The 13,322-nt window shown below is 67.7% G+C and carries 10 protein-coding genes; 2 read left to right on the forward strand and 8 right to left on the reverse strand.

What is annotated here, in order from left to right; genetic code table 11:
- Positions 1 to 6: 6 nt before the first annotated feature.
- The gene (locus BKX93_RS21345; protein WP_046168249.1) at positions 7 to 2,310 is read right to left on the reverse strand and encodes an FdhF/YdeP family oxidoreductase; all 2,304 of its coding nucleotides are present in this window, start codon (positions 2,308 to 2,310) and stop codon (positions 7 to 9) included.
- 143 nt (positions 2,311 to 2,453) lie between these two features.
- On the reverse strand, positions 2,454 to 2,735 hold the full coding sequence (locus BKX93_RS21350; protein ID WP_046168248.1) for a helix-turn-helix domain-containing protein: 282 nt from the start codon (positions 2,733 to 2,735) through the stop codon (positions 2,454 to 2,456).
- Between the two features lie 151 nt (positions 2,736 to 2,886).
- Between BKX93_RS21350 and fdhD the strand changes: the two genes are divergently transcribed.
- Positions 2,887 to 3,663: a formate dehydrogenase accessory sulfurtransferase FdhD gene (gene fdhD / locus BKX93_RS21355; protein WP_235429294.1), complete on the forward strand. Its 777-nt coding sequence runs from the start codon at positions 2,887 to 2,889 to the stop codon at positions 3,661 to 3,663.
- Positions 3,664 to 3,669: 6 nt separating this feature from the next.
- Here the strand turns inward: fdhD and mobA are convergent, their stop codons facing one another.
- From mobA to BKX93_RS21385, 6 genes are all read right to left on the reverse strand, one after another.
- Positions 3,670 to 4,266 carry a molybdenum cofactor guanylyltransferase MobA gene (gene mobA, locus BKX93_RS21360; protein WP_070981274.1) on the reverse strand — a complete coding sequence of 199 codons (597 nt, stop codon included), beginning with the start codon at positions 4,264 to 4,266 and terminating at the stop codon, positions 3,670 to 3,672.
- A 72-nt stretch (positions 4,267 to 4,338) separates the two neighbouring features.
- Positions 4,339 to 7,395, reverse strand: coding sequence for an efflux RND transporter permease subunit (locus BKX93_RS21365; RefSeq protein ID WP_070981275.1), 3,057 nt, complete (start codon positions 7,393 to 7,395; stop codon positions 4,339 to 4,341).
- A gap of 9 nt (positions 7,396 to 7,404) precedes the next feature.
- Positions 7,405 to 8,511: an efflux RND transporter periplasmic adaptor subunit gene (locus BKX93_RS21370; RefSeq protein WP_046157500.1), complete on the reverse strand. Its 1,107-nt coding sequence runs from the start codon at positions 8,509 to 8,511 to the stop codon at positions 7,405 to 7,407.
- 81 nt (positions 8,512 to 8,592) lie between these two features.
- Complete coding sequence (locus tag BKX93_RS21375) at positions 8,593 to 10,110, reverse strand: efflux transporter outer membrane subunit (protein WP_070981277.1); 1,518 nt, start codon at positions 10,108 to 10,110, stop codon at positions 8,593 to 8,595.
- 214 nt (positions 10,111 to 10,324) lie between these two features.
- A complete protein-coding gene (locus BKX93_RS21380; protein WP_070981279.1) occupies positions 10,325 to 11,098 on the reverse strand; it encodes a glycine betaine ABC transporter substrate-binding protein in 774 nt (257 codons plus the stop codon).
- Between the two features lie 146 nt (positions 11,099 to 11,244).
- Entirely contained in the window at positions 11,245 to 12,258 is a 1,014-nt protein-coding gene (locus tag BKX93_RS21385) for a zinc-binding alcohol dehydrogenase family protein (RefSeq protein ID WP_070981280.1), read from the reverse strand.
- A 123-nt stretch (positions 12,259 to 12,381) separates the two neighbouring features.
- On the opposite strand from BKX93_RS21385, the gene BKX93_RS21390 reads away from it, so the two are divergent.
- A complete protein-coding gene (locus tag BKX93_RS21390; protein ID WP_200896017.1) occupies positions 12,382 to 13,311 on the forward strand; it encodes a LysR family transcriptional regulator in 930 nt (309 codons plus the stop codon).
- Positions 13,312 to 13,322: the final 11 nt, after the last annotated feature.

Genomic DNA, 13,322 nt, shown 5'->3' on the forward strand with positions numbered 1-13,322 from the left:
CCGCGCTCAGGCCGCCGCGCGCCTCAGCAGCACCGGCACCGATTTGGAGGTCGGCGTGTTGGACACGTCGGCCACGCTGTCCAGCGGGATCAGCGGATTGGTTTCCGGGAAATAGGCGCCCAGGCAGCCGCGCGGGATGTCGTATCCCACCAGCCGGAAGCCGTCGGCGCGGCGTTCGATGCCGTCGTGCCAGACGGTGAAGATGTCCACCCGCTCGCCGTCGGCGAAGCCCAGCCTGGCCATGTCCTCCGGGTTGATCAGCAGCACCCGGCGCTGGCCGTAGACGCCGCGGTAGCGGTCGTCCAGCGCGTAGATGGTGGTGTTGTACTGGTCGTGAGAGCGGGCGGTCATCAGCACCATCAGCTGGTCGCCGTGCAGCGCGCGGGCGCGGGCGATCGGCGTGTCCTTCTCCAGCGCGTTGACGATGAACTGCGCCTTGCCGCTCGGCGTCAGCCAGCGCCGCTCGCGCGAGGCCGGGGTCAGGTGGAAGCCGCCGGGCCTGGCGACCCGGGCATTGAAATCGTGGAAGGCGTCGAACACCTTGGCGATCTCGTCGCGGATCCGCGAGTAGTCGCCCACATAGCTCAGCCAGTCCACCTTGCCGCCGCCCAGCGTCGCGTCGGCGATGCCGGCGATGATGCCGGTTTCAGAACGCAGCTGCGTCGAGGCCGGCGGGTTGATGCCGTAGGACAGGTGCACCATGCACATCGAGTCTTCCACCGTCACGCCTTGCGGGCCGGTTTCCTGACGGTCGATCTCGGTGCGGCCCAGCGTCGGGAGGATCAGCGCGTCGCGGCCGTGGACCAGGTGGCTGCGGTTCAGCTTGGTGGATATCTGCACCGTCAGATCGCAGTTGCGCAGCGCCTCGAAGGTGCGTGGCGTGTCCGGCGTGGCCATGGCGAAATTGCCGCCCAGGCCAAAGAACACCTTGACCCGGCCGTCCAGCATCGCCTTGATGGTGTCCACCGCGTCCAGGCCGTGCCCGCGCGGCGGTTCGAAGCCGTAGACGTCGCGCAGGCGGTCGAGGAAGGCCTGGGCCGGCTTGTCCTCGATGCCCATGGTGCGGTCGCCCTGCACGTTGGAATGGCCGCGCACCGGGCACAGGCCGGCGCCGAGGCGGCCGATGTTGCCGCGCATCATCATCAGGTTGGACAGGATCTGGATCGCCGCGACGGAATCGCGGTGCTGGGTCAGGCCCATGCCCCAGGTGGCGATCACCGCCTTGCCCTTCGCGTATGTCTGGGCCAGAGCGTCGATATCCTGGTAAGGCACGCCGGAGGCGGCGGCCAGGTCCGGCCAGCTTTCGGCGCGCAGGTCTGCGGCGAAGGCGTCGAAGCCGGCGCAATGCTCGGCCAGGAAGGCCGCGTCCAGCACCCGTTCGCCGCCGGCGGCGACGGCCGCGTCGTCCAGCTCCAGCACCCGCTTGGCCACGCCCTTGATCAGCGCGAAGTCGCCGCCCAGCGTCGGGCGGATGAACAGCGAGCTGATGCGGGCGCCGCCGTTGACCAGGTCCAGCGGATGCTGCGGGCTGGCGAAGCGGTCCAGTCCCTTTTCCTTCAGCGGGTTGATCGACACGATGGTCGCGCCGCGCTTGGCGGCGGCGCGCAGCTCGTTCAGCATCCGCGGGTGATTGGTGGCTGGATTCTGGCCGAATACCATGATGGTGTCGGCGTGCTCGAAGTCGTCCAGCACCACCGTGGCCTTGCCCACGCCCACCGTTTGCGGCAGCGCGCGGCTGGACGATTCGTGGCAGAGGTTGGAGCAGTCCGGGAAATTGTTGGTGCCGTACATGCGCACGAACAGCTGGAACAGGAAGGCGGTTTCGTTGCTGGTGCGGCCGGAGACGTAGAACGAGGCCTGGTCCGGATGAGGCAGGGCTTTCAGATGGCCGGCGACCCGCGCGTAGGCGTCATCCCAGCTTATCGGCAGATAGCGGTCGCTGGCGGCGTCGTAGGCCAGCGGTTCGGTCAGGCGGCCGTGCTGCTCCAGCTCGTAATCGCTCTGTTCCAAGAGCTCGGCGACGGTGTGCCGCGCGAAGAAATCGGCGCCGATGCGCTTGGAGGTGGCTTCGGCCGCCACCGCCTTGACGCCGTTTTCGCAGAATTCGAAGGTGGAGGTATGCTCCCGGTCCGGCCAGGCGCAGCCCGGGCAGTCGAAGCCGTCCGGCTGGTTCTGGTGGAACAGCGTCTTGTAACGGCTGCCGGGCACTTTTTCCTTGATCAGCGTGACCGTGGTGCTCTTGAGGGAGTCCAGCCCGCCGGCCGGTTGCGCGTACAGCTGGATGCGTTCGCTGGTCTTGGAATGGCTCATGTCGGGGCGGCTCCTGCTGGAAAGGTGTGGTTCCGGTTTTGCTTTGGATCAAGAGGTGCAAGGATAAAGGATGGCGGCCGCTTGCGGTAAATTCCTTGCGGGCGGCGTTTGCTGGCGCGCGGGGCGGCTCCGGCGGGATAATGTCAATCCTGGCCCGCCGGGGCAAACCATTGCCGGCAGCAGGCCAGGCCTTCTTCGCTGAGCCAGGCGCGGCCGCGGCCGTTGTCCCGGCGCTCCATGTGGGCCAGCCCCAGCTCGGCCAGCAGGTTCAGGCAGCGCAGCAGCGTGCTCATTCCCAGTCCGGCCTGCTTGGCGAGCCGCGCCAGGGGCCAGGGCTGGCCGCCGGTTGACGCGGCCCGCCACAGCTGCGCGAGCAGGGCGGCGATGCTGGGATCCAGCTGGTCGATGGGGGGCAGGTCGGTCATGGCGGTCGCGCGGTGTCGGGCGCGCCAGTGTAACCGATGGCGGCGCGGCCAATGGATGGAATGATGGATTTTCACGGCGGCCTTCTTTCCGGAGGACGCGAAACGAGGCGGACGGATGCGCAAGCAAGACAATGGCGGGACGGAAGAGGGGATGACATCGCTGGCTGTGGTGCGCCATCGCGATGGAGAGATCCGGCCAGACCAGGACCTGGTGGCGGAAGAAACGCCGGTGGCGCTGGTGTTCAACGGCATTTCGCACGCGGTGATGATGGCCACGCCGCTGGATCTGGAACGGCTGGCGGTGGGCTTCGCGCTGAGCGAGGGCATTGTCGGGCGGCGGGCGGAGATTTTCGACGTCGAAGCCGATTTCGTCGCCGGCGGCGCCGAGGTCAGGCTGGAAATCGCCCAGCCGGCTTTCCTGGCCTTGAAGGGCCGGCGCCGCTCGCTGGAAGGCCGCAGCGGCTGCGGCGTGTGCGGCATCGAGAGCCTGGCCTTGCTGGATCTGGAGCCCGGGCCGATGGAGAAGCCGGCCCATCCCGTGATCGCGGACGCGGCGGCGATCGCGCGCGCGGCGGCCGAACTGCCCGCCCATCAGCGCCTGATGCGGGCGACGGGCTGCGCGCACGCGGCGGCCTGGTGCGGCCGCGACGGCGAGGTGAAGGCGGTGTTCGAGGACGTGGGGCGGCACAACGCGCTGGACAAGCTGATAGGCTGGCTGGCGCTGGAGGGGATGGATCCGGGCGATGGCTTCGCCTTCATGTCCAGCCGCGCCAGCTACGAGCTGGCGCGCAAATGCGCCAGGGCCGGGATTCCGCTGCTGGCCACCATTTCCGCGCCCACCTCGCTGGCGGTGGACATCGCGCGCCGCGCCGGCGTCGCGCTGGCCAGCTTCTGCCGGCAGAACGGCTTCGTCGAGTACACGGCCTGACGCGGCTCAGCCTTGCGAGGCGGCCGCCAGGTCGTCCGGGGTATTCAGATTGCGGAAGGCTTGCGGCGCGTCGTCGAAGTCCACCATCGCCGCGCCGGCGCGCGCCTGCCATTCCCTGACCTTGCGTCCGCCGCCGCGCAGATAGTCGCGCAGCGAGGGCAGCAGCTCCGCGGAGACCGCCATGCATACCGGGTGCGGATGGCCTCCGCAACGGGCCACGCTGAGCGCGGTCTCGCCGCGCAGCAGCGGCGCCAGCAGCCGCGCCGCCAGGTCATCGGGCAGGAAGGGCAGGTCGCAGGGGGCGGTCACCAGCCAGGGCCCAGGGCAGGCGGACAGTCCGGCTTCCAGTCCCGCCAGCGGTCCGCCGCCGGCGAATTCCGCCGCGTCCGCCACCACCCGCCCCAGCGCGGCGTAGCGTTCCTGATTGCGGTTGGCGCTGATCAGCAGCGCGTCGGCCTGCGGCCGCAGCCGCGCCGCCGCCCGCTCGGCCAGCGGCACGCCGTCGAGCGCGATCCAGCCCTTGTCCGCGCCGCCCATGCGCCGGCCCTCGCCGCCTGCGAGCAAGAGGGCGGTGACGAATTCGGCGGAGCGATTGCTTGGCATGTGATTTTCCCGTGACTGGAATGAAAACAGGCGGCCGAGGCCGCCTGTCGGATCATAGCGCAGGAGAGAGGGTCAGTGCTGGGCGGCTTCTTCCAGCGCCGGCTGAGCCTTCTCTTCGCGGCGCGAGGCGATGAACATGTACATCGCCGGCACCACGAACAGCGTGAACAGCGTGCCGATGGACAGGCCGGTGAAGATCACCAGGCCCATCGCGTAGCGGCCGGCCGCGCCGGCGCCGGAGGCGATCACCAGCGGGATCACGCCGAACACCATCGCCGCGGTAGTCATCAGGATGGGGCGCAGCCGGATGGACGCCGCCTCCTCGATTGCCTCGCGCTTGGACAGGCCGGTCTTGCGCAGCTCGTTGGCCACTTCGACGATCAGGATGCCGTGCTTGCTGATCAGGCCCATCAGCGTCACCAGGCCCACCTCGGTGTAGATGTTGAGCGAGGAGAAGCCCAGGAAGATGAAGATCATCGCCCCGAACAGCGCCAGCGGCACCGACACCAGGATCACCACCGGGTCGCGGAAGCTTTCGAACAGCGCCGACAGCGCCAGGAACACGATGATCACCGCGAACAGCATGGTCACCAGGAAACCGCCGGATTCCTGCATGAACTGGCGCGACTGGCCGGAGTAGTCGACCGAATAGCCGGTCGGGGCCACTTGCTGCACCGTGTCGCGCAGGTACTGCAGCACTTCGCCCTGCGACGCGCCCGGCACGCCGGAGATGGTCACAGAGTTGAGCTGCTGGAAGCGGGTGATGGATTGCGGCACCACGTCGTACTTCAGCGTGGCCACGGTGCCGACCGGGATCACGCCGTTGTTGGGCGTCTTGATGTAGTAGTCCAGCAGCTGCGAAGGATTGAGCCGGTCTACCTGCTGCACCTGCGGGATCACCTTGTAGGAACGGCCCTCGATCGAGAAGTAGTTGACGTAGCCTCCGCCCAGCGCCGCGCTCAGCGCGTTGCCGACGTCCTGCTGGCTCAGGCCCAGCGCGGTGATCTTGTCGCGGTCCATCACCACCGTGGCCTGCGGCTTGTCGATCTTCAGGTCGGAGTCCAGGAAGTAGAACTTGCCGGACGCGCGCGCCTTGTCCATGACCTGCTGCGCCACCTGGTTCAGGTTCTCGAACGGTTCGGTGGTGTTGATCACGAACTGCACCGGCAGGCCGGAGGCGCCCGGCAGCGGCGGGAACTGGAACGCCGCCACGCGCGCGCCGGCGATCTTGTTCCAGCGCGATTGCAGGTCCATCTGGATCTCGTGCGCGCTGCGCGAGCGCTGATCCCACGGCTTGAACAGCACGCCGCCTATGCCGGCGTTGACGGTGGGCACGCCGGTGATCTGGAACATCTGCTGGTATTCCGGCATGCCCTTGGCCGCCTGGAACACCTGGTTGGCGTAGGTCTGCATCTGGTCCGAGGTGGCCGTCGGCGCGCCGACCACCTGGGACAGCACGATGCCCTGGTCCTCTTCCGGCGCCAGCTCCGACTTGGACATCTTGAACATCACCGCCAGCAGCGCGATCAGGATGGCGCCCATCACGATCAGCACCGGCCAGGTTTCCAGCAGGCTGTGCAGGAGGCGGCGATAGCCGTGGCGCACGCGCTCGAAGGTGCGGTCGATGGCGTGGACGAAGGGGCTGTTGTCCATGTCGGCGTTGAAGAAACGCGAGCACATCATAGGCGACAGCGTCAGCGCCACCACGCCGGACACCGTCACTGCCGCCGCCAGCGTGAAGGCGAACTCGGTGAACAGCGCGCCGGTCAGGCCGCCCTGGAAGCCGATCGGCACGTACACCGCCACCAGCACCACCGTCATCGCCAGGATGGGGCCGCCCAGCTCGCGGGCGGCGATGATGGAGGCTTCGAACGGCGTCTTGCCCTCGCGCATGTGGCGGTCCACGTTCTCCACCACGATGATGGCGTCGTCCACCACCAGGCCGATGGCCAGCACCAGCGCCAGAAGGGTCAGCAGGTTGATCGAGTAGCCCAGCATCAGCATGATGAAGAAGGTGCCGATCAACGACAGCGGCATCGCGATCACCGGCACCACCACCGCGCGGAAGCTCCCCAGGAACAGGAAGATCACCACGGTCACGATCACCAGCGCTTCCAGCAGCGTCTTCACCACCTCATGGATGGAGGTGTTGATGAAGTCGGTGGAGTCGTAGACGATCTGGCCGGTCAGGCCGGTGGGCAATTGCTGCTGGACGGCGGGGAAGGCCTTGCGCACCCGCGCCGCCACGTCGAGGATGTTGGCTTCCGGCGCCACCTTGATGCCGATGAATACCGAGCGCACGCCGCTGAAGGCGACGTTGAAGTCGTAGTTCTCCGAGCCCAGCGTCACCGTGGCCACATCCTCCAGGCGAACGATGGCGTCGCCGTTGCGCTTGATCGCCAGCTGCTTGAATTCGGCGACCGAGTGCAAGTCGGTGTCGGCGGTCAGCGGGATGGTCACCATCTGGCCCTTGCTGGAGCCCGGCGCGCTCAGCGCGTTGTTGCTGGCCAGCGCGACGCTGACGTCGGCCGCGGTGACGCCGTAGGCCGCCATCTTGGCCGAATCCAGCCAGGCGCGCAGCGCGAACTGGCGCGCGCCCAGGATTTCGGCGGTCTGCACCCCGGGAACCGAGTCCAGCTTGGGCTTGACCACGCGCACCAGGTAATCGGTGACGTTGTTGGTCGGCAGCGTGTTGCTGTAGAAACCCATGTACATCGCGTCAGTGGTCTGGCCGGTCTGCACCGTCAGCACCGGCTGCTGCGCCTGGGCCGGCAACTGGTTCTTCACCGAGTTGACCTGGGTGTTGATCTGGGTCAGCGCGCGGTTGGCGTCGTAGTTCAGCCGCAGCGTGGCGGTGATGGTGGACACGCCGTTGCTGCTGGAGGACGACAGGTAGTCGATGCCCTGGGCCTGGGCGATCGCCGACTCCAGCGGCTGGGTGATGAAGCCGGCCACGGTCTTGGCGTCGGCGCCGTAGTAGGTGGTGGAAATCGTCACCACCGCGTTCTGCGTCTGCGGGTACTGGTTGATCGGCAGGCCGAACAGCGAGCGCAGGCCGAGCACGACGATCAGCAGGCTGATGGTCGTGGCCAGCACCGGCCGCTTGATGAAGATATCGGTAAAGTTCATGGCGCTGCCTCAGTGTTCTTGCGGCGTCGGGTTCGGATTATCCGATGGGCGCACCGAGTTGTTGACCGTGATCGGCGTGCCGGTCTTCAGCTTCAGCTGGCCGCTGGTCACCACTTCCTGGCCGTCCTTCAGGCCGCCGGTGATCGCCACCTGATCGCCGCGCGTGTCGCCGGTGGTGACGAAGACCTGCTGCGCCTCGGGGCCGTTCTTGCCCTTCTGGACGATGAATACGGTCGAGCCGTACGGGTTGTAGGTGATCGCGGTCTGCGGCAGCGTCAGGCGGCTTTGCTTGCTGCCCACGTCCACGGTGGCGTTGCCGAACATGCCGGGCAGCAGCTGGCGTTTCGGATTGGCGATGGTGGCCTGGATCTGGACGTTGCGGGTGGCGGGGTCGATCTTGGGGCTGATCGCATTGATCTTGCCGTGGAACTGCTGGGCGCCGAAGGCGTCGCTCTTCACCTTGACCGGCTGGCCCGGACGGATCTGGGCGATCTGGCGTTGCGGCAGGTAGAAATCGATGTAGACCGGATCGATGGTTTGCAGCGTGACTATCTTGTCGCCCGGGTTCAGGTACTGGCCGGGATTGACCGGGGTGATGCCGACGCGGCCGGCGAACGGCGCGCGTATCGTCTTCTTGGCTACCAGCGCCTCCTGCTGCGCCACCTGGGCCTTCTTGCTCTTCAGGTCGGCCTCGTCGGCGTCCACCTGGGCCTGGCTGACGCCCTGCACGGCCAGCTGCGCGCGGTCGCGCTTCAGCGTGGTGGCCGCCAGCTCGGCCGCGGCCTGCAGCGCGCGCAGCTGGGCGACGTCGGAATCGGCGTTCAGCTGCACCAGCACCTCGCCGGCTTTCACGTCTTCGCCGGACTTGAAGTGCAGGCTGCGCACCTGGCCGGCCACTTCGCTGCTGACATCCACGCCGTGCACGGCGGACAGCGTGCCCACCGAGCCCAGCTGCGGCTGCCATTCCTGCATCTTGGCCACCGTGGTGGACACTGTCTGGGGCCCCGGCTTGGGCGAGCTGGCGATCAGCTTCTGGATGTGGAGGAAAAAGCCCACGCCCAGCGCCACCACCAGCGCCAGCACGCAGCCCAGCATGATCAACATTCGCTTGGTCATGATTCGTCTTCTCTTTGATTTAATGGCGATTCGTATTGGCCGGCCCGCCGCTCGCGGCGGGCGATGCGTGTGTCCTGTCGGTCAGTCGGCGGCCGCCGGCTGTTTCCACCAGCCGCCGCCCAGCGCCACGAACAGCGCCGCGGTGTCGCTATAGCGGGCGGCCTGGGCCTGGATCAGGCCGATTTTGGCCTGCTGGTAGCTGCGTTCGGCGTCCAGCAGGGCCAGGTAGCTGATGCCGCCCAGCTTGTACTGCCGGGTATGCACCTCCAGCGACTCGCGCGCCTGGGACTCGGCGTCGGCCTGGGCCTTCAGCGCCATGGCGTCGGCTTCCACCGCGCGCAGGCTGTCGGCGACATTCTGGAAGCCCTTCAGCACGGTCGCCCGGTACTGCGCCTCCGCCTGCCGATAGGCCGCCTCGGCCGCGCGGCGCTTGGCGCTGAGCGCGCCGCCGTTGAGCAGCGGCTGCAGCAGCCCGCCGGTGACGTTCCACAAGGTGTTGCCGACATCCATGTTGGGCAGCACCGTGTGCTGGGTGCCGTAGCTGCCGCTGAGGGTGATCTGCGGATACTGGTTCGCCGTGGCGACGCCGACATTGGCGCTGGCCTGGTGCAGCAGCGCCTCGCTGGCGCGGATGTCAGGGCGTTGGCGGGCGAGGTCGGACGGTAGCGACACCGGCAGTTCGTCCGGCAGCTTCAGCGATTCCAGCCGGAACTCCGGCAGGCCGCCTTCGCCGGGGAAGCGGCCCACCAGCGTCGCCAGCAGGTTGCGGGTTTGCGCCAGCGCTTTTTCCAGCGGCGGCAGCTGGGCGCGGGTCTGCGCCACCAGCGTGCCCTGGCTCAGCGACGCGGAGCGGGCCTGGGCGCCGAGCGCCACCTGCTTGTCGACGATGGCCAGTTGGGCTACCTGCGCCTTCAGCAATTCTTGCGTCGCCGCCAGCTGGCCGCGCAGCGAAGCTTCCTGAACCGCGGCGGTGACCACGTTGGCGACCAGCGTCTGGTAAGCGGCCTCGGTCTGGAAGCGCTGGTAGTCGGCCGCCGCCATCAGGCCTTCCAGCTGGCGGCGGGAGCCGCCGAACAGGTCAAGCGTGTACGACACGTTGACGGTGGCGCTGTAGACGTTGAATTCGCTGGGGTTGGTGCCGGTCAGGATCGCGCGCTGCCGGCCGCCGCCCAGCTGGGCGTTGACATTGGGGAACAGCAGGCTGCCCGAGGCGGCGTTGTAGTTCTCGCGGGTCTGGACCAGCGCCGCCTGGGCGGCTTCCAGCGTGGGGTTGTGCTCCAGCGCGGCGCGGATCAGCTGGTCCAGTTCCGGCGAGCGGAACAGCGTCCACCATTGGGCGGGCAATTCGCCGCCGTTGACCAGCCGCTGGCCGGCGCCGGCGGAACCGGCCCGTCCGGTGCCGGCGGTGGCTGCCGGCAGCGCCGACTCCGAATAGCCGCGTTTGGCGGCGTCCGGAAGGGTGGGGGATTTGAAGTCTGGGCCGACCGCGCAGCCGGCCTGGGACAGAACCAGGGCAAGCAGCGCGAGGCGGCGCCAGGACGGCCTGCCGGCGGCGGGCTGCCGCCGACGGGCGGATGGAGGATTGGATCTGGAATACACAGCGTGCTCCTGAATGTGCAGGAATGCCGCGCGGCCATCATCCGGATCTGCGGCCTTCCCCGATTTCTTCCCTTGCGAGGGCTCTCTTGGGCGGAGCAAGGGAATGAATCCCGTATGCTCTCTGGATTTCGTTCATATGTCTACTGGGTTGATGGTGTGGTTTTGTGAATGTCGTCTTGTTGAACATGGTTGTCGCTCCGATTCGGGCGGATGCTCAGATGGAAGACAGCCATTGCCGCGCCGCAGCATCCGGCGTCATTCCCTCTCGGCTGATCAGATGGTCCAGCCAGGCGACGGCGCGGTTGCCCAGCCGCAGCGCGCGCAAGCCGTCTACGGCGGCTGGCGGCAAGCGGGCCAGCGCGTCCTTGCGGATGACCAGCGTCGCCTGGTCTGGGCCGCGCAACAGGTTTTCCGGATCCGCCAGTTCGCGGATGCGGTGGCGCCAGTGCAGGAATTGCGGCTGCCACAGCGGCACTACCGTCCAGTCGCGCCGCGCGACGGCTTGCTCGAACGCGGAGACGCAGTCCTCCAGGCTGCCGTTTTCAAAATGGTAGCCATCCTCGTCCAGCCGGTAGCGGGAGATGATTTCGCGGGAGAAGCGGCTGATGCCGGCGCCGGGATTGATGCCCTGTATCTTCTTGACCATCCGCGCCGAGACTTCCGGCTTTTTCAGGTCGGCGATCGCGGCGACGGCCTCTGTCGGCACATAGTCGGGCACGCCCCACAGAGCGTGGGGGGCATAAAGCGCGGCCAGTTTTTCGACTTCGTCCGCTATCGGCGCGAGATAGGCGCCGTGGCTGCCGGGCAGCCAGGCGCTGCACAGCATGTCGCCCTGGCCGGCAGCCAGCAGCTCGAACGCGCGCTCGTGCGGCGCGCGGCGTTCTTCTACCGCCACGCCGTGCCGTTTCAGAACGGCGGCCACCGCTGCGGCGCTGGCGGCATGGAAGGATAGGTCTATCGTGATCAGGATGAGGCGGTTGGCAGTCATTGCGATCCCTTAATGGGGGCGCCTGCCGCGCCGTGCGGCAGGCGTGGAGCCGGTCCGGAGCGTCGCGCCGGACCGGTCGGCGGCATTCGCCGCGAGCGCAGGCAAGGACGGCGATGCTTCCTTGCTGCCCTTGCGGCTAGCGGTTTTCAAAAACCGGCCAGCACGATCTTGCCTTTGGCGGTATTGCTTTCCAGCAGCGCGTGGGCGCGCTTGAGATTGGCGGCGTTGATCGCGCCGAAGCGCTCGGCCACCGTGCTCTTGACGATGCCGGCGTCCACCAGCCGCGCCAGTTCGGTCAGCAGCTTGTGCTGTTCGATCTGGTCGTCGGTGGCGAACATCGAGCGGGTGTACATGAACTCCCAGTGCAGCGAGAGGCTCTTGCGCTTCAGTTGGGCAATATCCAGCGCGGCCGGGTCGTCTATCAGCGCGAGCTTGCCCTGCGGCGTCAGCGATTCGACGATTTCGCCGAAGTGCTGGTCGGTCTGGTTCAGGCTGGCGACATAGTCGACCTGATCGACGCCGATGCGTTTGAGCTCCCGGCTCAGCGGCTGGCTGTGGTCGATCACGTGATGCGCGCCCAGTTCCTTGACCCAGGCCTGGGTTTCCGGCCGCGACGCGGTGCCGATCACGGTGAGGCCGGTCAGCTGGCGCGCCAGCTGGACCAGGATGGAGCCGACGCCGCCGGCCGCGCCGACCACCAGCAGCTTCTTGCCGGATGGCTGCGGGTTGGCCAGCACCTGCAGGCGGTCGAACAGCAATTCCCAGGCGGTGATGGCGGTCAACGGCAGCGCGGCGGCGGTTTCGAAATCCAGACTGGCCGGCATGTGGCCGACGATGCGCTCGTCCACCGCGTGCAGCTCGCTGTTGGCGCCGGGCCGTTGCAACGCGCCGGCGTACCAGACGCGGTCGCCCGGCTGGAACAGGCTGGCCTTGGCCCCGACGGCGCGCACCACGCCGGCCGCGTCCCAGCCCAGCACGCGGGCCCGGCCGGCTTCCGGCGCCATATTGGCGCGCACTTTGACATCCACCGGGTTGACGGAGATGGCTTTCACTTCCACCAGCAGGTCATGCTCGCCGATGGCTGGGTCGGGCAGCTGCACGTCCTGCAGCGCTTCTGGGTGGGAGATGGGCAGGCTTTGGTAGTAGGCGACGGCTTTCATTTCGGTTTCCTTGTTTGCTATCCGGGCGGCGCAGAGGTCCGCCTTCGTGATGCCTCGCATGGTATTGCGGTTTGGTTTGAAGAAAATCCGGCTAATATATGAATCAGTTTCAAAAAAATTTTGATGAAAATGGTTCGAGTAGACGATTTGCAGGTGTTCATCCGCGCCGCGGACAATGGCAGCCTGTCGGCGGCCGCGCGGCAGCTGGACCTGAGTCCCGCGGTGGCCAGCGCCGCCTTGAAGCGGCTGGAGCAGGCGCTGGGCGCGCAGTTGTTGGCGCGTTCCACCCGCAGCCTGAGGCTGACGCTGGCCGGGGAGCGCTATCTGGAGCACGCCCGCGGCGCGCTGGACGCGCTGCAGGCGGGCAGGCTGGCGCTGGAGCAGGACCGGCGCGAACTGTCCGGCAGCCTGTCGCTGTCGATGCCGTCGGATCTGGGGCGCAACCTGCTCAGGCCCTGGCTGGACGATTTTTTGCGATCGCATCCCGGGCTGGGCCTGCAGTTGCGGATCAGCGACCGCGTGGCCGATCTCTACCGCCAGCCGGTGGACGTGGCGCTGCGCTACGGCGTGCCCGAGGACTCCAGCCTGGTGGCGCTGCCGCTGATGCCGGACAACCGCCGCGTGTTGTGCGCGTCGCCGGGCTACCTGGCCCGCCATGGCGCGCCGGAGACGCCGCAGGCCTTGCGCGGCCACCAGTGCCTGAGGATGGTGTTGGGAACGGCGGTGCACGAGCGCTGGAGCTTCGAGCGGGATGGCGAGCGGCAGACGGTGGCGGTGGGGGGGCGCTGGCTCAGCGACGATGGCGAGATCGTGCGGCGCTGGGCGGTGGACGGCTGCGGCATCGCCTACAAGTCCCGGCTCGATGTGCTGGCCGATCTGCGCGCCGGACGGCTGGCGCGCCTGCTGCCCGGCTACGAGACCGAGGCGACGCCCCTGTGCCTGGTGACTCCGCACCGCTTGATGCTGTCGCCGGCGGTGGCGGCGCTGCGCGCGCATCTGCAACATTGCCTAGAACAGTATCTGGCGGAACCCGGCGCGGACCGCGCCGATTGAAACAAGTTTCC

This window comes from Chromobacterium vaccinii, from assembly GCF_001855275.1.
Lineage (GTDB): Bacteria > Pseudomonadota > Gammaproteobacteria > Burkholderiales > Chromobacteriaceae > Chromobacterium > Chromobacterium vaccinii.